General features: G+C 69.4%; 23 protein-coding genes. 9 read left to right on the top strand and 14 right to left on the bottom strand.

All coding sequences use genetic code 11. The annotated features are described in order from the left end of the window. From WFQ05_RS09375 to purB, 3 genes are all read right to left on the bottom strand, one after another. A complete protein-coding gene (locus tag WFQ05_RS09375) occupies positions 1-351 on the bottom strand; it encodes a DUF2834 domain-containing protein (RefSeq protein ID WP_337053593.1) in 351 nt (116 codons plus the stop codon). 93 nt (positions 352-444) lie between these two features. Continuing rightward, entirely contained in the window at positions 445-843 is a 399-nt protein-coding gene (locus tag WFQ05_RS09370; RefSeq protein ID WP_337053592.1) for a VOC family protein, read from the bottom strand. Between the two features lie 53 nt (positions 844-896). Continuing rightward, positions 897-2,264 carry an adenylosuccinate lyase gene (purB, locus tag WFQ05_RS09365; protein WP_130517898.1) on the bottom strand — a complete coding sequence of 456 codons (1,368 nt, stop codon included), beginning with the start codon at positions 2,262-2,264 and terminating at the stop codon, positions 897-899. A gap of 195 nt (positions 2,265-2,459) precedes the next feature. Between purB and WFQ05_RS09360 the strand changes: the two genes are divergently transcribed. Beyond that, entirely contained in the window at positions 2,460-3,893 is a 1,434-nt protein-coding gene (locus WFQ05_RS09360) for a class II fumarate hydratase (RefSeq protein WP_337053591.1), read from the top strand. Between the two features lie 176 nt (positions 3,894-4,069). Here the strand turns inward: WFQ05_RS09360 and WFQ05_RS09355 are convergent, their stop codons facing one another. The 8 genes from WFQ05_RS09355 to WFQ05_RS09320 all read right to left on the bottom strand — a co-directional run bounded on the left by WFQ05_RS09355 (position 4,070) and on the right by WFQ05_RS09320 (position 10,165). Then, entirely contained in the window at positions 4,070-5,587 is a 1,518-nt protein-coding gene (locus WFQ05_RS09355; RefSeq protein WP_337053590.1) for an alpha/beta hydrolase, read from the bottom strand. 71 nt (positions 5,588-5,658) lie between these two features. Then, a complete protein-coding gene (locus WFQ05_RS09350; RefSeq protein WP_130522772.1) occupies positions 5,659-6,090 on the bottom strand; it encodes a hypothetical protein in 432 nt (143 codons plus the stop codon). 59 nt (positions 6,091-6,149) lie between these two features. After that, positions 6,150-6,764: a hypothetical protein gene (locus WFQ05_RS09345; RefSeq protein WP_337053589.1), complete on the bottom strand. Its 615-nt coding sequence runs from the start codon at positions 6,762-6,764 to the stop codon at positions 6,150-6,152. A gap of 35 nt (positions 6,765-6,799) precedes the next feature. After that, the gene (locus WFQ05_RS09340) at positions 6,800-7,645 is read right to left on the bottom strand and encodes a DUF2807 domain-containing protein (protein ID WP_234852514.1); all 846 of its coding nucleotides are present in this window, start codon (positions 7,643-7,645) and stop codon (positions 6,800-6,802) included. Positions 7,646-7,677: 32 nt separating this feature from the next. After that, positions 7,678-8,673, bottom strand: coding sequence for an ABC transporter permease (locus WFQ05_RS09335; protein WP_130517907.1), 996 nt, complete (start codon positions 8,671-8,673; stop codon positions 7,678-7,680). Further along, a complete protein-coding gene (locus tag WFQ05_RS09330) occupies positions 8,670-9,542 on the bottom strand; it encodes an ABC transporter ATP-binding protein (protein WP_130522771.1) in 873 nt (290 codons plus the stop codon). The genes WFQ05_RS09335 and WFQ05_RS09330 overlap by 4 nt, the downstream gene beginning before the upstream one ends. After that, complete coding sequence (locus tag WFQ05_RS09325) at positions 9,539-9,898, bottom strand: GntR family transcriptional regulator (RefSeq protein ID WP_130532124.1); 360 nt, start codon at positions 9,896-9,898, stop codon at positions 9,539-9,541. Before WFQ05_RS09325 ends, WFQ05_RS09330 begins: the two co-directional genes overlap by 4 nt. A 3-nt stretch (positions 9,899-9,901) precedes the next feature. Continuing rightward, a complete protein-coding gene (locus WFQ05_RS09320; protein ID WP_337053588.1) occupies positions 9,902-10,165 on the bottom strand; it encodes a hypothetical protein in 264 nt (87 codons plus the stop codon). Positions 10,166-10,371: 206 nt separating this feature from the next. Here WFQ05_RS09320 and WFQ05_RS09315 point away from each other — a divergent pair, with 206 nt between their 5' ends. Genes WFQ05_RS09315 through WFQ05_RS09305 form a run of 3 tightly spaced genes read left to right on the top strand, consistent with a single transcriptional unit; the run spans position 10,372 to position 12,244 of the window. Further along, positions 10,372-11,301, top strand: coding sequence for an FKBP-type peptidyl-prolyl cis-trans isomerase (locus tag WFQ05_RS09315; protein ID WP_130517915.1), 930 nt, complete (start codon positions 10,372-10,374; stop codon positions 11,299-11,301). Beyond that, entirely contained in the window at positions 11,301-11,537 is a 237-nt protein-coding gene (locus tag WFQ05_RS09310; RefSeq protein WP_130517917.1) for a SlyX family protein, read from the top strand. The genes WFQ05_RS09315 and WFQ05_RS09310 overlap by 1 nt, the downstream gene beginning before the upstream one ends. 20 nt (positions 11,538-11,557) lie before the next feature. After that, entirely contained in the window at positions 11,558-12,244 is a 687-nt protein-coding gene (locus tag WFQ05_RS09305) for a DUF2058 family protein (protein ID WP_337053587.1), read from the top strand. Positions 12,245-12,327: 83 nt separating this feature from the next. Here WFQ05_RS09305 and WFQ05_RS09300 read toward each other — a convergent pair whose 3' ends face one another. The 3 genes from WFQ05_RS09300 to cysS form a co-directional block, all read right to left on the bottom strand. Continuing rightward, a complete protein-coding gene (locus WFQ05_RS09300; RefSeq protein WP_337053586.1) occupies positions 12,328-13,584 on the bottom strand; it encodes an MFS transporter in 1,257 nt (418 codons plus the stop codon). After that, positions 13,581-14,021, bottom strand: a complete 441-nt coding sequence (locus tag WFQ05_RS09295) for a SufE family protein (protein WP_337053585.1) — start codon at positions 14,019-14,021, stop codon at positions 13,581-13,583. The genes WFQ05_RS09300 and WFQ05_RS09295 overlap by 4 nt, the downstream gene beginning before the upstream one ends. Positions 14,022-14,215: 194 nt before the next feature. Next, complete coding sequence (gene cysS / locus WFQ05_RS09290; protein WP_337053584.1) at positions 14,216-15,583, bottom strand: cysteine--tRNA ligase; 1,368 nt, start codon at positions 15,581-15,583, stop codon at positions 14,216-14,218. Positions 15,584-15,711: 128 nt separating this feature from the next. Between cysS and WFQ05_RS09285 the strand changes: the two genes are divergently transcribed. The 5 genes from WFQ05_RS09285 (at position 15,712) to WFQ05_RS09265 (ending at position 19,774) form a co-directional block, all read left to right on the top strand. Next, positions 15,712-16,215 carry a hypothetical protein gene (locus tag WFQ05_RS09285; RefSeq protein WP_228257898.1) on the top strand — a complete coding sequence of 168 codons (504 nt, stop codon included), beginning with the start codon at positions 15,712-15,714 and terminating at the stop codon, positions 16,213-16,215. Between the two features lie 278 nt (positions 16,216-16,493). Continuing rightward, the gene (locus WFQ05_RS09280; RefSeq protein WP_337053583.1) at positions 16,494-17,525 is read left to right on the top strand and encodes an N-acetylornithine carbamoyltransferase; all 1,032 of its coding nucleotides are present in this window, start codon (positions 16,494-16,496) and stop codon (positions 17,523-17,525) included. Positions 17,526-17,577: 52 nt separating this feature from the next. After that, complete coding sequence (locus WFQ05_RS09275; RefSeq protein WP_337053774.1) at positions 17,578-18,819, top strand: argininosuccinate synthase; 1,242 nt, start codon at positions 17,578-17,580, stop codon at positions 18,817-18,819. A gap of 77 nt (positions 18,820-18,896) precedes the next feature. Further along, on the top strand, positions 18,897-19,235 hold the full coding sequence (locus WFQ05_RS09270) for a nuclear transport factor 2 family protein (RefSeq protein ID WP_337053582.1): 339 nt from the start codon (positions 18,897-18,899) through the stop codon (positions 19,233-19,235). Positions 19,236-19,312: 77 nt separating this feature from the next. Further along, on the top strand, positions 19,313-19,774 hold the full coding sequence (locus tag WFQ05_RS09265) for a GNAT family N-acetyltransferase (protein ID WP_130523050.1): 462 nt from the start codon (positions 19,313-19,315) through the stop codon (positions 19,772-19,774). The last annotated feature ends 47 nt before the right edge of the window (positions 19,775-19,821 follow it).

Genomic DNA, 19,821 nt, shown 5'->3' with positions numbered 1-19,821 from the left:
TCAGGAAGTCGGAACGGCTGCGTCCAGCGTGCGCTGGCGCAGGTAGAGATAGAGCGGCAGCCCGGAGGACACGCCGATGCAGCAGGTGGCCAGCGCCGCGAGCCAGGCGCGCCGGACCGGCAGGCACCGGTGCTCCAGCTGCATCCAGACCAGCAGGACCACGGCAGCGCACAGCACGTCCAGCCCGAAGAAGCCGCCCACGCGCGTGGAGAACAGCTCGCTTACCAGCGCCGGCAGGTCCAGGCCGTGCACATTCAGCCAGGGCCAGAACCACAGCAGCGGCATCGCGCTGCCGACCACGAACAGCGTCAGGTACAGCGTGCGGGCGAACGGGGAAGCAGGCGAGGGCATGGCGGCGGGCCTGGGCGTGCCGACGGGCGGCGGAAGACCCGCATTGTCCCGCGATTGCCCGGCGCTGACAGCACCTTCAGGCACGGGAGTGGCTCAGCGTGCGATCGCCGCGTAGCCCTGCGCGCTGAACTGGATCAGGCACCAGCCATGGCCGAACGGGTCGTGCAGGGTGGCGATGCGGCCCCAGTCGGCCTGCCGCACCTGGCCTTCGCGCACCAGGCCGGCCGCTTCGGCGCGGGCCAGGGCCTGGGACAGATCGTCGACCACCACGTCCAGGTGCACCGGCGTCCAGTGGCGCGCGTAGTCGCGCGGCCGGTCGGCCGCCGCGGGTGTGCCGGCCGGGGCCTGCAGCAGATAGATCGGCACGGCCGCGCCGAGCAGTTCCAGCACGCCTTCGCCCAGGCGCCGTCCGGGCCGCAGGCCGAAGGCGTCGCCGTACAGCGCCTGCGCGCGGTCCAGGTCCGGCACGTCGATGTTGATCAGCAGCCGCATGGCGCTGGCGCCCGATCGCGTCGATGGCTCGGCGCCGGCCACCGCGGCAGCGGTCAGATCTGGCGGGCCAGGGTCGCGGCCAGGCCGGTGTAGCGGCCCGGGGTCAGCGCGCGCAGCTGCTCCTTGTCCTGCGCCGGCAGGTCCAGGGTCTCGACGAAGGCGCGCATCGACTCGGCGGTGATGCCCTGGCCACGGGTCAGGGCCTTGAGCTGCTCGTACGGGTTGGGCAGACCATGGCGGCGCATGACGGTCTGTACGGCCTCGGCCAGCACTTCCCAGGCCGCGTCCAGGTCGGCCTCCAGGCGCTCGGGCGCCACGGTCAGCTTGCCCAGGCCCTTGGCCAGCGAGTCCAGCGCCACCTGGGTGTGGCCGAAGGCCGTGCCCAGCGCGCGCAGCACGGTCGAGTCGGTCAGGTCGCGCTGCCAGCGGCTGATCGGCAGCTTGGCGCTGAAGTGCTCGAACAGCGCATTGGCCACGCCGAAGTTGCCTTCGGCGTTCTCGAAGTCGATCGGGTTGACCTTGTGCGGCATGGTCGAGGAGCCGATCTCGCCTTCCTTGAGCTTCTGCCTGAAGTAGCCCAGCGAGATATAGCCCCACACATCGCGCGAGAAGTCGATCAGGATGGTGTTGGCCCGGCGCGCGGCATCGCCCAGCTCGGCCACGTTGTCGTGCGGCTCGATCTGGGTGGTGTAGGGGTTGAACACCAGCCCCAGGCGCTCGACGAAGCTCTTGGCAAAGGCCGGCCAGTCCACCTCCGGGTAGCTGATGGCGTGGGCGTTGTAGTTGCCCACCGCGCCGTTGATCTTGGCGGTCAGCTCGACCGCGCCGAGCTGGCGGATCTGCCGCTCCAGACGCGCCACGACGTTGGCGATCTCCTTGCCCAGCGTGGTCGGCGAGGCGGTCTGGCCGTGGGTGCGCGAGAGCATCGGCTGGTCGGCCTGGGCATGGGCGAGCGCGCGCAGCGTGGCGGCGATGCCCTCCAGCGCCGGCAGCAGCACCTGCTGGCGGGCCTGGTGCAGCATCAGGCCGTAGGACAGGTTGTTGATGTCCTCGCTGGTGCAGGCGAAGTGCACGAACTCCAGCGCCGGGCCCAGCTCGGCGTCGCCGGCCAGCTGCTCCTTGATGAAGTACTCCACGGCCTTGACGTCGTGGTTGGTGGTGCGCTCGATCTCCTTGACCCGCGCGGCCTGCTCGACGCTGAAGTCCTCGGCCAGCGCGCGCAGCCGGGCGATGGCCTGGGCGGAGAAGGGCGCCAGTTCGACGATGCCCGGCTCGGCGGCCAGGGCCAGCAGCCATTCCACCTCGACCTTGATGCGGGCGCGGATCAGGCCGTACTCGGAGAAGATCGGGCGCAGCGCGTCGACCTTGGTGGCGTAGCGGCCGTCGAGCGGGGACAGGGCGAGCAGGGAGGCGTTGGTCATTGCGGCAGGCTGGCGAAGGAAGAAGCGGGGCGGACGCCGGCGCGCGGTGCGCAGGCCTGGCGTGGCGGGTGGGCCGCACAGTTTACCCGTCCCGTCCGGGTCACGCCCCGGGGCGTATCCTTCGCCGCGTCCAGCCAGCCGCTGCGCAACACGCGCGTGCCAGCCGTAGCCCTCGAAACAGAAGGAAACACGCTGATGTCGAACAAGGTCCGTCTAGAACACGACAGCATGGGCGAGCTGCAGGTGCCCGCCGAGGCCCTGTGGGGTGCGCAGACCCAGCGCGCCGTGCAGAACTTCCCCATCTCCGGCCGGCCGATGCCGCGCGGCTTCATCCGCGCCCTGGGGCTGATCAAGGCCGCCGCCGCGCAGGTCAATGCCGAGCTGGGCCTGCTGCCCAAGGCCACCGCCAAGGCGGTGCGCAAGGCCGCGCTGGAGGTGGCCGACGGCGCCTACGATGCGCACTTCCCGATCGACATCTACCAGACCGGTTCGGGCACCTCGTCCAACATGAACGCCAACGAGGTCATCGCCAACCTGGCCTCGCGCGCCAGCGGCAAGGGCGAGGGGGCGAAGAAGGCGGCGCAGGCCGTGCATCCCAACGACCACGTCAACCTGGGCCAGAGCTCCAACGACGTGGTGCCCACCGCGATCCGCGTCAGCGCGCAGCTAGCCGTGGTCGAGGACCTGCTGCCGGCGCTCAAGCACCTGCGCAAGACCATCACCGCGCGCGGCAACGCGGCCGGCGGGATCGTCAAGACCGGCCGCACCCATCTGATGGACGCCATGCCGCTGACCTTCGCCCAGGAGTTCGGCGCCTGGGCCGCGCAGCTGGCCTCGGCCGAGGACCGCATCGCCGATGCGCTCAAGCGCCTGCGCCGGCTGCCGCTGGGCGGCACGGCCATCGGCACCGGCATCAACGCCGATCCGCGCTTCGGCAAGCAGGTGGCCAAGGCGCTGAGCGAGCAGACCGGGCTCAAGTTCGAGAGCGCCGCCAACAAGTTCGAGGGCCTGGCCGCGCAGGACGACGCGGTCGAACTCTCCGGCCAGTTCAATGCGCTGGCCGTGGCGCTGATCAAGATCGCCAACGACCTGCGCTGGATGAACTCCGGCCCGCTGGCCGGCCTGGGCGAGATCGAGCTGCCCGCCCTGCAGCCGGGCAGCTCGATCATGCCGGGCAAGGTCAATCCGGTGATCCCCGAGGCCACGGTGATGGTCTGCGCGCAGGTCATCGGCCACCACACCGCGATCACCGTGGCCGGGCAGACCGGCAACTTCCAGCTCAACGTGGCCCTGCCGCTGATCGCCGCCAACCTGCTCGAATCGGTGCAGCTGCTGAGCAACGTCTCGCGCCTGCTGGCCGACTCGGCCATCGCCGGGCTGACGGTGCGCGAGGACAACGTGCGCGCCGCGCTGGAGCGCAATCCGATCCTGGTCACCGCGCTCAATCCGGTCATCGGCTACGAGAAGGGTGCGGCCATCGCCAAGCAGGCCTACAAGCAGAACCGGCCGGTGATGGAGGTGGCCATCGAGGTCACCGGGATGAGCGAGGCGCAGCTCAAGCCGCTGCTCGATCCGGCCGCGCTGGCCAAGGGCGGCATCCACGGCAAGCCGGGCGGTGGCGGCGGCTGAGGTCGCGTCTTCTGTGCGCGATTCGCCGTGCGTCTTGCGCGCGATGAAAGAAGCCGGCGTATTTGCCGGCTTTTTTTGTTCTTCGCAGTATCGAGGGGGCGCGGTGGATGCGTGTTGCGGCTTCGGACGGGCCGCGGTCCGGCGGGCGCTGTCCGCTTTGCCCTCGATCGGGGCATTCAATCCGTTGCGAACGACAGGCCCGGCGACTTCGCGATGCAATCCAGGTCCAACGCCGCGCTGGGATCATGCAGAAACGCCAGGGTCAGCTGCCCGCCGCAGCGGTTGAACATGGCGCCGTGCGCCTGGCCGGGGACCATGACGAATCGCGCGTTGGGCATGGTCCGCAACAGACGCCGCCCCCAGGCCGGCGGCGTGACGGGGTCGAATTCGCCGGCCAGGATGAGCGTTGGCACCTCGCTGCGGACCGGCGCGTTGGCGTCGGCATCGGCGGCGGCGACATGCCAGGCCGCGCACATTTCGGGCGTGGTGGTGCGGCCGTCGAAGCCGCCCAGACCCAGTGCGGGCGAGACCTGCGCGGCCATGCGCTGCGGCGACTCGAACGGCATTTCCTCGCTGCACCAGATCGACAGGCGCAGCCCCCAGTTGAAGCGCGAGGGCGTCTGGTCGCGCAACGCCAGCAGTGCCTGCGGATGGCCGTCCGCCGCTTCGGAGATCAGGCGCGGGAGCGTCGGAATCTTCGCAGGCTGCTGAAGTGCGCTGGCGAGTGCGTCCACCACCTCGCGCCCGCGCAGCATCTGGCCGTCGGGCCCTGCGATGCCCTGACGATCGGCCTGCGCGACCAGCGATGCGAAACGCTCCCGCAGCCGCGGATAGCGCGTCGCGCAGGCCGGCTCGCTCGAGCAGCCATCGAAGACCAGATCGAGCGCGCGCTGCAGCGCGGCCGTCGCCATTTCGTCGTAGTGGATGTCGATCGGCAGCACCGAATCGAGGATCGCGCTGCGAACGCCTTGCGGATGGCGCGCCAGCACGGTCTGCACCAGGCGGGTGCCGGAGGAATAGCCGATCAGATTCCACTGCGCGATACCCAGCAGTCGACGCAGGTCCTCCAGGTCATCGGCGGTCTGCCCGTAGGTATAGCCGTCCAGATCGATGCCCGCCGCGGACAGGGCCGCACGGCAGCGCGCCGCGGCCGCGGTCTGCGCTGCCGAAGCCGCAGCGGAGGCGCGCAAGGTGTTCAGTTCCGGGCACGCCAGCGACGGCTCGGCGTACAGGTTGCCGCGGCCCTCGAGCAGGATCTGATCGCGCTCGGCGAGAAACGGATTGCCTTTCCCCGAGACCCGGCCTTCCACGCTGCTCAGGCCCGGTCCGCCCGGCAGGTAAACCACCGGATCCGGCGCGGGCGCGGCGGCGGTACTGCGGAAGATCATCACCGGCAGGCGGATCGGCCGGGTCTGGCGGGCCTGCCGGTTCTCGGCAACGATCAGCACGCCGCAGTCGATGCGCTCGTCCTTGGCGACTGTCGCCGGGCAGGCGCCGGGTTCGAAACGCGGAGTCACCGAACGCGCGGTCGGCACCCCGGCGGCGGCGGACAGGGCGGCGCCCAGGCAGAGGGCCAGGACAGGAAAACGGCAAACCTTGAGCATCGCGCTCTCCTCGATCGGGAACGTGCGGTGGGCTATACGTGTCGATTTCAACTGCTCGATGAGGCCGCCGAAGAACGGCGTGCCACGCACTGCGCTGCCCCTGCCGGCGTGCTGGCAGGTCTCTGGATCGGGCGCCTGTCAGCGCCCCTCGAACCGCCGACTCAGCGGGCCTCGAGCCGGATGGTCTCCATGCTGGCCGAGTAGGCGCGCAGCTCGGGGAAATCCGTCAGCAGCTGCTGCTGCAGGGTACGCAGCTGCGCGTCGGGCGCGATGGTGACCGGCTTGCCGCCGCTGGCCTGCAGCTGGTCGAGCACCTGCTGACGACGCATCTGCAGCTGGCCGAAGTAGTGCTGCAGCTCGGCGGTTTTTTCCGACGATTGCGGCAGCACCACGTCGTCGATCTTCAGCGTCCCGCCCGGACCGATGCCCACCGGCGCGCCCGGCGACTGGCGCAGGATGACCTCCATCGTGGTCACCGAGGTGGCCGGCTTCATGCGCTCGGCGCGGGCCGAAGGCTGGCCGCCGTTGCCGCAGGCGGTCAGGACGAGCGCGGCCGCGGCCGCGAGCAGGGACGGGCGAAGGAATCTGGACATGAGGCGCATTGTAAGCACCGTGCCCCGTGACGCCCTTGCCCATCGCGGCCGCATTGTCGTCAGAAGTCCCAGTCCTGCTTGTTCATGCAGTCCTTGACGTCGCTTTCGTCCATGGTCGCGTACGGCCGGAACTCCGGCTGGGCCGCGGCCCAGGCCTGCTGCGCCTGCAGCAGGGCCGGCATGCGCGCGCACAGCTGTTGGACGCGTGGCTTGATCTTCTCCTTGACGGTGGCCTCGGTCTGCTTGCTGATCTCATCGTCGGACTTTCCGGACAGCACGCCCTTGAGCGCGCTGGCGGCGGCGTCGATGCCGAGCTTGGCGCCTTCCAGGCCGATGGCGATGCCGTCGCGGGCCACGCTCTGGATCTGCGTGCGATAGGCCCGGCCCAGCGCCTTCTGCTCGGCGTTCATCGGCACCGGCTTGCCCTCGATCAGCAGTTCGCCGTCCGGGGTCAGTTCGGCCTTGGGCAGGTGGCTGCCATCGTCCTTCAGCGAGAAGTTCTCGGTGGCCAGCTTCTTCTGGGCCTTGGCCAGCTCGCCCTTGCTGTCTTCCATCTCGGCCGAGGCCTTTTCCAGGCCCTTCTGGGCCTCGGCCAGGCCGTTCGTGGCCGGCTGGCAGGCGGCCAGGATCAGCACGCCGGTGCTCAGCATCACGCGCAACGGGGACATCTTCATGGCGGATGGTTCCTTGCAGGAAGTGGATGTGGAGTTCAGCGGTCCTTGGGGACGCTGACCGTGCCGCTGACGTGCCCGGTGTCGACATCGCCGCTGCCGACGCTGTGGACGGTGAAGTTGCCGCGCACGTCATCCACGCGCAGGTCGCCCGAGCCGATCGAGCCGACCTCGACGTTCCCGGACACACCGCGCAGGCCGACGTCGCCCGAGCCGATCGACTTCACCGTCACCGCGCCGGTCTGGCGCAGGGTCAGGTCGCCCGAACCGACATCGCCGACCTCGACCGCGCCGCCGATGCGATCGCCCTCGACATCGCCCGAGCCGATCGAGAGCAGCCTGAGGCTGCCGGCGCCATGCAGCTTCAGATCGCCGGAGTTGACCTTGGCGGTGACCGGCCCGGCGATGTCGCGCAGCTCCACATCGCCCGAACCCACATCGGCGCTGGCCGCCCTGGCGCCGTCCAGCGTCGCATCGCCCGAACCGACGTCCAGCTGTACCAGCACATCGGCGGGCACGGTGCCGCTGATGTCCAGGTAGGTATAGCTCTCGCCCATGGAGAAGCGCAGCGGCCGGTCCTCGGCCAGGCTGACCACCAGCTTGTCGCCTTGGCGCTGCTGGGTCAGGGTCAGGTCCTTGAGGCGGTCCTGGCTGGCCGCGCACGCGCGTCCGGAGAGCGCGCCGGAGGCGCCGGCCGACGCCTTGAGCTTGAGGTCGTTGGAGCCGACCTTGAACAGCACCGACTTGGCCCCGGCCAGGTCAAGATCGAGCTTGCGCGGCTCGGAGAACTTGCAATGCGCCTCGTCGGCGGCATGGGCCAGCAGCGGGGTGGCGCCGGACACGGCCAGGGCGGTGAACAGCAGGCAGCGGGTGAGCGTTTGCATCGTCGAATCCTTGCGAGGAGAAGAAGGGGAAATCAGGCGTCGTCGCGGCGGCGGCGGATGACCACGGCCAGGGCGATCAGCGCGATGCCGACCGCGGCGCCGATCCACAGGTCCGCGCTGGCGTAGATGGACGGGTCGGTCAGGTTGTGCAGGCCCATGCGCAGGCTGTCGGTCGGATCGCCGGCGGCGTTGAGTGCGCTCTCGGCTGTCTCGTTGTGGGCCATGCGCGCCGGCTGCCACATGCCCGGGATCACGCTCAGCAGGCCGCGGTACATCACCGTGTACCAGACCGGACCCAGCGGCAGGCGCACGCCCGGCATCGCCGCCATGATGCTGACCACCAGGCACAGCAGCAGCGGCACCAGCACCGCCCACAGGAAGGGCACGCGCCGCGCCCAGGCCGAGCACAGCATCAGCCAGCCGATCGCCGGCAGCGACCACAGCATGTAGATGGGCAGGGTGGCCAGCACAGAGCCGATGATGCGGAACGGATGCGAGGCGGTGAAGATCGCGCCGGCGCCGGGCAGACCGGCCGCCGAGGAGGCCACGGCGATGATCACCCACAGGCCCAGCCCGACCAGCAGGCCGACCACCAGCGACACCACCTGCGTCAGCAGCAGCGCCCAGGTCAGCTTGGAGGCGACCGTCATCGTGTCCGACACCGGCAGCGACTTCCAGAACAGCACGCTGCGGTCGTGGCGGTCGTTGTACAGGCTGCCCAGGCAGTAGAAGAACACCACGAAGGCGACCACCACGCTGGCGATGGCGAAGCCGGACAGCAGCGCGATGTCGCCGGCGATGCCGTAGCCGGTGGCCAGCTTGCTGAAGTCGCTCCCCACGGTGTCGCCGCCCATGTGGCTGCGCATCTGGATCGCGCCGATCACCGCGCCCAGCGCGGCGAAGAACAGCACGATGCCGCCGGTGATCACCTGGGCCCAGAGGAAGCCGCCGCGGTTTTCCCAGTATTCGCGGCGCAGCAGCCAGGCGAACACGCCGGGCTTGGTCAATGTGCGGGCAGGGGCGTTCATGCGTAGGTTCCTTTCATGATGGCCACGAACAGATCGGCCAGGCCGGGGTTGCGGGTTTCGCCCAGGGCGTCGAGCTGCGCGCGCGGCACGCCGTCGAACAGCATCACCGTCTTGCCGAACGGCAGGGCGCGCTGGTCGATCGGGCGCAGGCTGCGGGCCTGCTCGACGCTGGCCTCGGACACCAGCAGCTCGGTGTAGCGCGAGCCGACCTCGTCCATGGTCGCGGTCAGGGCGATGCGCCCGTCGCGGATGAACATCACATCGGTGAGGATGTGTTCGATCTCCTCCACCTGGTGGGTGGTGACGATGATCGTCTTGTCCTCGTCGAAGTAGTCTTCCAGCAGGCGCTGGTAGAACTGCTTGCGATAGAGGATGTCCAGGCCCAGGGTCGGTTCGTCCAGCACCAGCAGCCGGGCGTCGATGGCCATCACCAGGGCCAGGTGCAGCTGCACGATCATGCCCTTGGACATCTCGCGCACCCGCAGGTTGGGCTTGAGCTGGGTGCCCTCGAGGAAGCGCAGGCACTTGGCCCGGTCGAAGCGGGGATGCACGCCGCCGACGAAGTCGATGGCCTCGGACACCTTCATCCAGCGCGGCAGCACGGCCACGTCGGCGATGAAGCAGACCTCGCGCATCAATGCGTCGCGGCTATGGCGCGGGTCCATGCCCAGCACCTTCAGCTCGCCCTCGAACGGGGTCAGGCCCAGGATCGCCTTGAGCGCGGTGGTCTTGCCGGCGCCGTTGGGGCCGATCAGGCCGACGATGCGGCCGGATTCGATCAGGAAGCTGGCGCCGTCCAGCGCGGCCTTGTTGCGGTAGGTCTTGCGCAGGTCGCTGGCCTGCACGACCGGGGTGGTCACGGCATTCATGGATTGCCTCCCTTGGGCAATTCTTCGAAGGTCAGGCCCAGGCGGGCGATGCGTTCGGCCACGGCCGGCCATTCGTCCTTGAGAAAGCGCTCGCGCTCGGTGGCCAGCAGTTTCTTGGCGGCCTCCTCGGTGACGAACATGCCCAGGCCGCGCCGCTTCTCGACCAAGGCCTCGTCGGCCAGTTCCTGGTATGCGCGAGAGACGGTGATGGGGTTGAGCTGGTATTCGGCGGCCACCTGGCGCACCGAGGGCAGGGCGTCGCCGGGCTTGAGTTCACCATCGAGCATCATGGCGATGACCTTTTCCTTGAGTTGGCGGTAGATGGGAGCGCCGTCGCTCCACTGGATGGGTGTCATGGTTCAGCTCCCGGGTCGCAGCAGTCGGGCAAAGGAGAAGTAGGGCATCGACAGCGAGTGCCGTCGTGCGCGGGTGCCGTCCTGGGCGGGTGAGGCGGTGGCCGCGGCGGTGTCGTCCAGCACCTGCGGCAGGGCGGGGGCGGCCGCGGCGGTCGTCAGCGAAACGGCCGAAGCGGCACGCAGATGGCCGAACAGGCCGACGGTGCCCATGGCCAGCAGCAGGAGCGCGAAGGCCACGGTCGGGGAGGTCCTGAGACGCTTGTCCATCGCTTTCTCTGCTTTGGGTTAGTGGTGTTGTAGGTGACTATAACACCAAAGCGAGCGGCGTCAAGCGCCGTCCCCTGTTTTTTTCCCCAACCAATGGCAGGGGTGGTGCCACGTGCTGCAAAGCGGCAGCGCCGCCGTGCATGCCACAATGTGCGTCTGTCGCGCCGGGAGCCCCGGCGCTTTTTGTCGCACGAGGGATGCACTGGATGAAATCGATTGGCACTTGGGTGGCGGGCCTCGGCCTGGCTTCGGCCCTGATCGCAGGCACTGCGATGGCGCAGGACAAGACCACGCTGGAGACCCAGCGTGACAAGGTGAGCTATGCCATCGGCATGGACATCGGCCGCTCGTTCGCGCCGATCGCCGACTACATCGACCCGGCCTCGCTGCAGCAGGCCCTGCAGGGCGCCATGAAGGGCGAGAAGCCCACCCTGAGCGAAGCCGAGGCCCAGGCCACCGATACCGCGCTGCGCGCCAACATGGCCGCCAAGGCCGGCCAGACCCCGCCGGGCCAGCCGCCGGGCGCCCAGCCGCCGGCCGTGAACAAGCAGCACGTCGGTCAGCTGATCGGCAGCTACATGGTCGGCCCCAAGCTGGCCTCGCTGAAGGACGAGGTCGAACTGCCGGTGGTCATGCAGGCCGTGCGCACCGTGCTGGCCAAGGGCAACACCCTGCTCACCGAGGACCAGGCCAAGCAGACCGTGCAGGCCTACGCCAGCGAGCGCCAGGCCGGCCTGTCCCAGCGCAACCGCGACGAGGGCGCGGCGTTCCTGAGCAAGAACAAGGACGTCAAGGGCGTGGTCACCACCCCCTCCGGCCTGCAGTACATGGTGCTGCGCCAGGGCAGCGGCGAGCGTCCGACCGCCGCCAGCACCGTGCGCGTGAACTACGAGGGCAAGCTGCTGGACGGCACCGTGTTCGACAGCTCCTACCAGCGCGGCGAGCCGGCGACCTTCCCGCTGGCCAATGTGGTGCCGGGCTGGACCGAAGGCCTGCAGCTGATGCCGGTGGGCTCCAAGTACCGCTTCTGGATCCCGGCCAGCCTGGGCTACGGCGATGCCGGCGCGCCGGGTGGCGGCATCGGCCCGAACGCGACGCTGACCTTCGACGTGGAACTGCTCGGCATCGCCAAGTAATGTCCACGCCGTCCGACCCCCTGCCGGACAGCCTGGAGCGGCGCTTCGTCGAACTGGAGATGCGCCTGGCCTTCCAGGAGCACGCGCTGGCCGAGCTGAGCGAGGCCCTGGCCGACGCCAGGGCCGAGGGCAGCCGCAATGCCGAACTGGTCCGCCACCTGCTGGCGGACCTGAAGAAGGTCCGTTCCGAGCTGTATTCCGACCCGGGCGACGAACCGCCGCCCCCGCATTACTGATCCACCGAACTGATCCACAGATGACCGATTCGTTGCGAGACCAGCTGCTGGGCCTGGGCTTCAAGCCTTCGCCCAAGCCCGAGCGCCCGGCCGAGCGCAAGCCCGGCGGCAAGCCGTCGCAAGGACACAAGCCGCAGGGCGCGCGTCCGGGCGGCGGCAAGGGCGAGGGGCGCCCGCACGCCGGCGGCAAGCCGGGCGGGCAGCCGCGCCACCGCGGCCCGCAGCCGCAGGGCGGGCGCCCGGGCGGTCAGCCGCAGCGCTCGGGCAAGCCGCGCTCGCGCGAGGACATCGACCTGGCCAAGGCCTATGCGATCCGCGCGCAGAAGGAAAAGGACGAGCGCATCGAGGCCGAGCGCCTCAAGCAGGAAGAGGCCCGCCTGCGCCGCGAGGCGCGGGCCAAGGTCGATGCCATGCTGGTCGGCAGGACGCTCAACGACCCGGCCGCCGAGGTCGTGCGCCACTTCCCCTACGGCGGCAAGATCAAGCGCATCCACGTCACCGCCGACCAGCTCAAGGCGCTCAACGCCGGCGAGCTGGGCGTGGTGCAGCAGGCCGGGCGCTATCTGCTGGTCGAGGCCGCGCTGCTGGCGCAGATCGAGGAGGTCTTCCCCCAGGCGGTCGCGCTCAAGGTCGATCCCAACGCCCCGGCCGAGGACGATCCCTACGCCGACCCGAAGTACCAGGTCCCGGACGACCTGATCTGGTAGCACCCGCCTCCCGGTAGAGCGGAGCTCGCTCCGCTGAGGCTTTCCTAAAGATCTGTACGGAAAGCAGCGGAGCAAGCTCCGCTCTACTGTAGATCCTTGATCGCCAGGCCGCGCAGCTTGGGGGCCTTGAACGCGGTGATGCCGACCACGCACAGCGTCACGCAGCCGCCCAGCACCACCGCCGGCACCAGGCCGAGCAGACGCGCCATCACCCCGTCGTAGAACGCGCCCAGCTCGTTGGACGAGCTGATGAAGATGCTGTTGATCGACGACACGCGGCCGCGCATCTCATCGGGCGTGGCCAGCTGCATGATCGTCCCGCGCAGCACCATCGACACGCCGTCGCACAGGCCATAGACGACCAGGATCGCGGCCGAGAGCCAGAAGTGCCGCGACAACCCGAAGGCGATCGTGCACAGGCCGAAGGCGGCCACCGCGATCATCAGGATGCGGCCGGCGTTCCTGTCGATGGGGTGGCGCGCGACCCACAGGCCCGCGGCGACCGCGCCCAGCGACGGGCAGGCGCGCAGGACGCCTAAGCCTTCCGGACCGTAGTGCAGGATGTCGTGGATGAAGGCCGGCAGCATCGAGACCGCGCCGCCCAGCAGCACCGAGAACATGTCCAGCGCCATCGCGCCGAGCATGATCTGGTTGGAGAACACGAAGCGCATCCCCTCGGCGATGCTGCTGAACACCGGCGCGCGCGGCCCGGTGGCGACCGGCTCTTCGACCTTCAGCGGCACCAGCACGCCGATGGCGACCGCCGCCAGCACCGCGGCGACGGAATAGGCCAGCGTGGTGCCGCCCCAGGCCACCAGGCCGCCGCCCAGCGCCGGGCCGAGCACCAGCCCGGTCTGGAAGAACACGTTGGCGATGCTGGTGCCGCGCGCGTACTGGCGGCGCTGCAGCACCCGCGCGAACAGCGCGTTGTACACCGGGGTCAGGAAGCAGCGGACCATGCCGGTCAGGCACACCGCCGCGTACATCGGCCACACGCCCTGGGCGGGCAGCCAGCCGCGGGTGACGCACAGCAGGATCAGCGGGGTGAGCAGCAGGCCGAAGGACGCGGCCATGCCCAGCTTGCGCCGTGGCAGGTGGTCCACCAGATAGCCGGCGAACGGCGCGGTGCACACGAACGGCAGCACCTCGGCCAGGCCGATCAGGCCCAGCGCCAGCGGATTGCCGGTGATCTGGTAGATGTGCCAGCCGACCGCGACCGAGACGACCTGGTAGGAGAGGATGGCGCCGATGCGGTAGGCCAGGGTGCGGATGAAGCCCGGCTGGGCCAGCACTTCGCGGACGCTGACGTCCGCTTCCGGGACCGGCGGTGGCACGCTCACGCGGCCTGCGCCTTGGCGGTGTCCTGGATGAAGGCCAGCAGCGCGGCCAGGCCGTTGCTGCGGGTCGGCGAGAGATGCTTGGCCAGGCCGATGTCGGCGATGTAGCCGGGCTCGGTGGCCAGGATCTCGGCGGCCGGGCGGCCGGAGTACACGCGCAGTGCCAGGTAGATCAGGCCCGAGACGATGGCCGAGTCGCTGGCCGCCTGGAAGTCCAGCCGCTGCGCGTTGCCCTGCGGCACGATCCACACCATCGACTGGCAGCCGAGCAGGCGGTGTTCATCGGTCTTCCATGCATCGGGGAAGGGCGGCAGCTTGCGGCCCAGGTCGATCAGATACTGGTAGCGCTCGGCCCAGTCGGAGAAGAACGCGAACTCTTCCTTGATCGCCGCCTGCGCTTGCACGGCGGTGGGTTCGAGGGGGAATACGGTGTCGGTCATCGGTCTTCCATAGTGCAGGGATCAGCCCCTCTCCCTCGAGGGGTGGGGTGAGGGCCGGGCGGAGCAGGGAGGTTCGGCACCGCGCGGACTTCGCTCCGACCGCGGTCGCAGGCCCGCAGCCTCGATATTCGCGCCTTGCGGTGCACCTTTCACCGCAGGACGCTCGGCGCCGACGGGAGAAGGCGACCGCCAAATCAGCCGCGCTTCCAGCGCACGCCCTGCGGGGTGTCTTCCAGCACGATGTTCTCGCTGGCGAGCTGGTCGCGGATCGCATCGGCGCGGGCGAAATCGCGGGCCTGCTTTGCCGCCGCGCGCGCGTCGATCAGCGCCTGGATGCGGGCATCGTCATCGCCGCTGGTCCCACGGCTGAACCAGTCGGCCGGCGCCTGCTGCAGCAGGCCCAGCGCCAGGCCGGCGCCGAGCAGCTGGGCCTTCAGCGCCGCCTTGTCTTCGCCGCGCTCGGCCTTGCGGGCTTCGGCGGCGATGCGCGCCAGCTCGGCCAGCGCCAGCGGCGTGTTGAGGTCGTCGTCCAGCGCCGCCTCGATGCTGTCGGGAATCCGGGCGCTCGCCTCGACCTCGCCCAGGTCGCGCAGCGTGCCGTACAGGCGATCCAGCGTGCGCACCGACTGCTCGATCAGCGCATCCGACCAGTCCAGCGGCTGGCGGTAGTGCGCCGAGAGCAGGGCGTAGCGCAGCGCCTCGGGCGGGTGCTGTTGCAGCAGGTCGTGCACGCGCTCGATGTTCCCCAGCGACTTGCTCATCTTGGCGCCGCCGAAGTTGAGCATGCCGTTGTGCAGCCAGAAGCGCGCGAAGGCCGCCCCGCCGTGCGCGCACTCGCTCTGCGCAACCTCGTTCTCGTGGTGCGGGAACTGCAGGTCCACGCCGCCGGCGTGGATGTCGATGGTGGTGCCCAGGTGGGCGGCGGCCATGGCCGAGCACTCGATGTGCCAGCCCGGCCGGCCGCGGCCCCAGGGCGAGTCCCAGCCGGGCAGCGCGTCGCTGGAGGGCTTCCACAGCACGAAGTCGCCGGCGTCGCGCTTGTACGGCGCCACGTCCACGCGCGCGCCGGCCAGCAGTTCGTCCGGGTCGCGGCGCGAGAGCTGGCCGTAGCGGGCGAACGAGCCGACCGAGAACAGCACGTGCCCGTCGGCGGCGTAGGCGTGGCCGCCGGCGATGAGCTGCTCGATCATGGCGATGATCTGCGGGATGTGCGCGGTGGCCTCCGGCTCGATGTCCGGCGGCACCACGCCCAGGGCCGCCATGTCGGCCCGGTAGGCCGCGGCGAACTTGTCGGTGATGGCACTGATCGGCACGCCCTGTTCGGCCGCGGCGGCGTTGATCTTGTCGTCCACGTCGGTGATGTTGCGCGCGTAGCGCAGGCCGCCATAGCGGCGGCGCAGCAGCTGCGCCAGCACGCCGAACACCACCGGGCCGCGCGCGTTGCCGATGTGCACGTAGTTGTAGACGGTGGGGCCGCACACGTACATGGTCGGGCTGGCCGGATCCAGCGGCGCGAACGGCTGCACGCTGCGCGTGAGGGTGTTGAACAACTGCAGGGGCATGGAGGCGGGGGCGCGGAAGCAGGTCAGCGATTCTACCCCGGACCGCGGGCGACAGCCCGGATTCAGCGTGGGTGTGGGACCGCTGCCTACACTGTGGAGTCGTTGCTCGCTCATCTCCCCCGCGCTGCATGCCTCCAGCTTCCCGTGCCCTCCTGATCGCGTGCCTGTCCGTATGCCTCCCGGTGGCCGCGCAGCAGGTCGCCGTCGTGCCGGTGGAGAACGTGCGCATCGACTACGCTCAGGTCCTGTCGGTCGAACCGGTCTACCAGACCCTGCGCGCCACCCGCAGCGAGCCGCAGTGCGACCCTCCGGCGGCCGGTGAGGCCGATGACGCGCCCAAGGCGGAGGGGCGCATCGCGCGCCTGGTTGATTCGGTCAAGGGGGTCTTCAGCAGCGACGAGAAGAACGCCAAGCCCGAGGAGGCCCCGGCCAAGCCGCCCACCACCGGGCAGAACTGCCGCATGGTCACCGTCGAGCGCGAGTTCCGGCGGCCGATCGCCTACGACGTCGACTACGTCTACAAGGGCACCAAGTACCGCTCGCGCCTGCCCGAGGATCCGGGCAACCGGCTGCGCATCCGCGTCTCGGTCACGCCGTATGCGCCGGGCCAGCAGCGCGCCGGCAATCCTTGAGTGCCGCGGCGGCCTTGCGCCGCAGCATGGCGCGTGCGAGGATGCGCGCCCGATGAAGACCTCTTCGCACCTGTACGCAAGCGCCGCCCGGATGGCCTCGGGCATGACTTCGCGTGCTCGCCGACCGGAATCCGCACACTAGCTGGGTCCCCGGAGGTCTTGTCCTGCACACCGGAAAAACCCAGCCCACAGGCTGGGTTTTTTCGTTTTTCCATGACGCCAAGGTTTCAACCGCAACCGCGCGCCCCGCGCCCCGACCTCTCGCAAAGGATGATCCGATGCCGCTGAAGCACTTCTTGAACACGCAGGACTGGAGCCGTCCGGAGCTGGACGCCCTGCTGACCCAGGCCGCGCTGTTCAAACGCAACAAGCTGGGCAACGAGCTGAAGGGCAAGTCGGTGGCGCTGGTGTTCTTCAACCCGTCCATGCGCACGCGCACCAGCTTCGAGCTGGGCACCTTCCAGCTGGGCGGCCATGCCGTGGTGCTGCAGCCGGGCAAGGACGCGTGGCCGATCGAGTTCGACTTCGGCAAGGTGATGGACGGCGAGGCCGAGGAGCACATCGCCGAGGTCGCCCAGGTGCTGGGCCGCTATGCCGACCTGGTGGCCGTGCGCGCGTTCCCGAAGTTCGTCGACTGGGCCACCGACCGCGAGGACCGGGTGCTGAAGAGCTTCGCCAAGTACAGCCCGGTGCCGGTGATCAACATGGAGACCATCACCCATCCATGCCAGGAGCTGGCGCACATCATGGCGCTGCAGGAGCACTTCGGCACCAGCGACCTGCGCGGCAAGAAGTACGTGCTGACCTGGACCTACCACCCCAAGCCGCTCAACACCGCGGTGGCCAACTCGGCCCTGACCATCGCCACGCGCATGGGCATGGACGTGACCCTGCTGTGCCCGACGCCCGAGTACGTGCTGGACCGGCGCTACATGGGCTGGGCAGAGGCCAACGTCGCCGAGAGCGGCGGCTCGCTGCAGGTCAGCCACGACATCGAAAGCGCCTATGCCGGCGCCGATGTGGTCTACGCCAAGAGCTGGGGCGCGCTGCCGTACTTCGGCAACTGGGGCCCGGAGAAGCCGATCCGCGATGCGTACAAGCACTTCATCGTGGACGAGGCCAAGATGGCCCTGACCAACAATGGCGTGTTCTCGCACTGCCTGCCGCTGCGCCGCAACGTCAAGGCCACCGACGCGGTCATGGACTCGCCCCAGTGCATCGCCATCAACGAGGCCGAGAACCGGCTGCATGTGCAGAAGGCGATCATGGCCGCGCTTGCTTCGCAAGCGGGAATCGGGAATCGGGAATAGAGAATCGTCGTAGCAACAGCCTTTACCCCCACTTTTACGTGCCATCAAGGAAATCGCCATGAGCACCGCTTCTCCCATTCCCGATTCCCCAGTCCCCACTCCCGGCCTCAAGGACATCGTCCTCGCCTTCTCCGGCGGCCTGGACACCAGCTTCTGCATTCCCTATCTGCAGGAGAAGGGCTATGCCGTGCACACCGTGTTCGCCGATACCGGCGGCGTGGATGCGCAGGAGCGCGATTTCATCGAGAAGCGCGCCGCCGAGCTGGGCGCGGCCAGCCACGTCACCGTCGATGGCGGCCCGGCGATCTGGAACGGCTTCGTCAAGCCCTTCGTCTGGGCCGGCGAGGGCTATCAGGGCCAGTACCCGCTGCTGGTCTCCGACCGCTACCTGATCGTCGATGCCGCGCTCAAGCGCGCCGCCGAGCTGGGCACCAAGGCGATCGCGCACGGCTGCACCGGCATGGGCAACGACCAGGTGCGCTTCGACCTGGCGGTCAAGGCGCTGGGCGATTACGAGATCGTCGCCCCGATCCGCGAGATCCAGAAGGAGCACACCCAGACCCGCGCCTACGAGCAGAAGTATCTGGAGGAGCGCGGCTTCGGCGTGCGCGCCAAGCAGCAGGCCTACACCATCAACGAGAACCTGCTCGGCTTGACCATGTCCGGCGGCGAGATCGATCGCTGGGAAGCCCCGGGCGAGGGCGCGCGCGGCTGGTGCGCGCCGCGCGCCGAGTGGCCGCAGGCGCCGCTGTCGGTGACCCTGACCTTCGTCGAAGGCGAGGCCGTCGCGCTGGATGGCGAAAAGCTGGCCGGCGAGAAGATCCTGGCCAAGCTCAACAAGCTCTTCGCCCCCTACGGCGTGGGCCGCGGCGTGTACACCGGCGACACCGTGATCGGACTGAAGGGCCGCATCGTGTTCGAGGCGCCGGGCCTGGTGTCGCTGCTGGCCGCGCACCGCGCGCTGGAGGATGCCGTGCTGACCAAGCAGCAGAACCGCTTCAAGCCGGAAGTGGCGCGCAAGTGGGTCGAGCTGGTGTACGAAGGCTTCTACCACGACCCGCTCAAGACCGACATCGAGGCCTTCCTGAAGTCCTCGCAGGCCAAGGTCAACGGCGAGGTGGTGCTGCGCACCGACGGCGGCCGGGTCGAGGCCGTGGCGGTCAAGTCCCCGCACATCCTCAACGCCAAGGGCGCGACCTATGCGCAGTCGGCCGACTGGGGCGTGGAGGAGGCCGAAGGCTTCATCAAGCTGTTCGGCATGAGCTCGACGCTGTACGCGCAGGTCAACCCCTGAGTCGCGCCGCGGGTGGCCGGGCTTCGGTCCGGTCATCCGTGGATGGATCGTCCGCATTCCACCTGGACCCTACCGCCATGTCCGCCGTGATCGATCCGGTCGCGCGGCAGTTCGAAGCCTACAACCGCCGCGACCTGACCGCCTTCCTTGCCTGCTTCGCCGAGGACTTCACGTCCTACCGGATGCCGGCCGTATCGCCCGCGCTGCGGGGCAAGGACGCGCTCGCCGCGTTCTATGCCGAACATCGCTTCAACAACCCGGCCTTGCGGGCGGAGCTGCTGTCGCGAACGGTGCTGGGCCGGATGGTGTTCGATCACGAGCGGATCCACGGACTCGGTGCGCAGGCGCAGGAGACCATGGCGGTGTTCGAGGTCGAGGACAGCCTGATCCGTACGGCCTGGTTCTACGCCACGTGAGCGGCGCCGGCCTGATCCCCACGCATGTGGCAGCCGAGTCCATGCGCCCGATGCGTTCCATGAAGGATCCCGACACCATGCAGTCCCCATTGCGCATCAGCACCGACAAGCAGGAACTGGACGTGGCGCTGATCCACCGCTTCCTCTCGTCCGAGGCCTACTGGAGCCGGGACATCCCGCGCGACACCGTGCAGCGCGCCATCGACGGGTCGCTGTGCTTCGGCGGCTATGTGGACGGGGCAGGGCAGGTGGCGTTCGCGCGGGTCATCACCGACGGCGCCACCTTCGCCTACCTGGCCGATGTGTTCGTGCTGGAAGACCAGCGCGGCAAGGGCTACAGCAAGCAGCTGATGCAGGCCGTCATGGCCCATCCGCGGCTGCAGGACCTGCGCCGCTTCATGCTGGCCACCTGGGATGCGCACGGCCTGTACGCGCAGTTCGGCTTCCAGCCGGCCGCCCGGCCGGACCGGCTGATGGAGAAGCTGGACATGGAGCTCTACAGCCGCAACGCCGCGCAGCTCGCCGCACCCTCACCTTGAGCCGAAGGGCAGGGCCGCGCGGCCCCGCTCACTCCTCACTTCTCGTC

It is taken from the genome of Pseudoxanthomonas sp. USHLN014, from assembly GCF_037153335.1.
Classification (GTDB): Bacteria; Pseudomonadota; Gammaproteobacteria; order Xanthomonadales; family Xanthomonadaceae; genus Pseudoxanthomonas_A; species Pseudoxanthomonas_A winnipegensis.
The sequence above is the reverse complement of the archived record's forward strand: the minus strand, read 5'-3'. Positions and strand labels throughout refer to the sequence as shown.

Excerpts from the sequence above, each read along its gene's own strand:
- WFQ05_RS09285 (WP_228257898.1), top strand. The coding sequence starts at position 15,712 with ATGCCTCCAGCTTCCCGTGCCCTCCTGATCGCGTGCCTGTCCGTATGC.
- WFQ05_RS09265 (WP_130523050.1), top strand. The coding sequence starts at position 19,313 with ATGCAGTCCCCATTGCGCATCAGCACCGACAAGCAGGAACTGGACGTG.
- WFQ05_RS09330 (WP_130522771.1), bottom strand. The coding sequence starts at position 9,542 with ATGAATGCCGTGACCACCCCGGTCGTGCAGGCCAGCGACCTGCGCAAG.
- WFQ05_RS09370 (WP_337053592.1), bottom strand. The coding sequence starts at position 843 with ATGCGGCTGCTGATCAACATCGACGTGCCGGACCTGGACCGCGCGCAG.
- WFQ05_RS09375 (WP_337053593.1), bottom strand. The coding sequence starts at position 351 with ATGCCCTCGCCTGCTTCCCCGTTCGCCCGCACGCTGTACCTGACGCTG.
- WFQ05_RS09340 (WP_234852514.1), bottom strand. The coding sequence starts at position 7,645 with ATGCAAACGCTCACCCGCTGCCTGCTGTTCACCGCCCTGGCCGTGTCC.
- WFQ05_RS09345 (WP_337053589.1), bottom strand. The coding sequence starts at position 6,764 with ATGAAGATGTCCCCGTTGCGCGTGATGCTGAGCACCGGCGTGCTGATC.
- WFQ05_RS09350 (WP_130522772.1), bottom strand. The coding sequence starts at position 6,090 with ATGTCCAGATTCCTTCGCCCGTCCCTGCTCGCGGCCGCGGCCGCGCTC.
- cysS (WP_337053584.1), bottom strand. The coding sequence starts at position 15,583 with ATGCCCCTGCAGTTGTTCAACACCCTCACGCGCAGCGTGCAGCCGTTC.
- WFQ05_RS09280 (WP_337053583.1), top strand. The coding sequence starts at position 16,494 with ATGCCGCTGAAGCACTTCTTGAACACGCAGGACTGGAGCCGTCCGGAG.
- WFQ05_RS09295 (WP_337053585.1), bottom strand. The coding sequence starts at position 14,021 with ATGACCGACACCGTATTCCCCCTCGAACCCACCGCCGTGCAAGCGCAG.
- WFQ05_RS09315 (WP_130517915.1), top strand. The coding sequence starts at position 10,372 with ATGAAATCGATTGGCACTTGGGTGGCGGGCCTCGGCCTGGCTTCGGCC.
- WFQ05_RS09320 (WP_337053588.1), bottom strand. The coding sequence starts at position 10,165 with ATGGACAAGCGTCTCAGGACCTCCCCGACCGTGGCCTTCGCGCTCCTG.
- WFQ05_RS09325 (WP_130532124.1), bottom strand. The coding sequence starts at position 9,898 with ATGACACCCATCCAGTGGAGCGACGGCGCTCCCATCTACCGCCAACTC.
- WFQ05_RS09335 (WP_130517907.1), bottom strand. The coding sequence starts at position 8,673 with ATGAACGCCCCTGCCCGCACATTGACCAAGCCCGGCGTGTTCGCCTGG.
- WFQ05_RS09305 (WP_337053587.1), top strand. The coding sequence starts at position 11,558 with ATGACCGATTCGTTGCGAGACCAGCTGCTGGGCCTGGGCTTCAAGCCT.
- WFQ05_RS09360 (WP_337053591.1), top strand. The coding sequence starts at position 2,460 with ATGTCGAACAAGGTCCGTCTAGAACACGACAGCATGGGCGAGCTGCAG.
- WFQ05_RS09270 (WP_337053582.1), top strand. The coding sequence starts at position 18,897 with ATGTCCGCCGTGATCGATCCGGTCGCGCGGCAGTTCGAAGCCTACAAC.
- purB (WP_130517898.1), bottom strand. The coding sequence starts at position 2,264 with ATGACCAACGCCTCCCTGCTCGCCCTGTCCCCGCTCGACGGCCGCTAC.
- WFQ05_RS09310 (WP_130517917.1), top strand. The coding sequence starts at position 11,301 with ATGTCCACGCCGTCCGACCCCCTGCCGGACAGCCTGGAGCGGCGCTTC.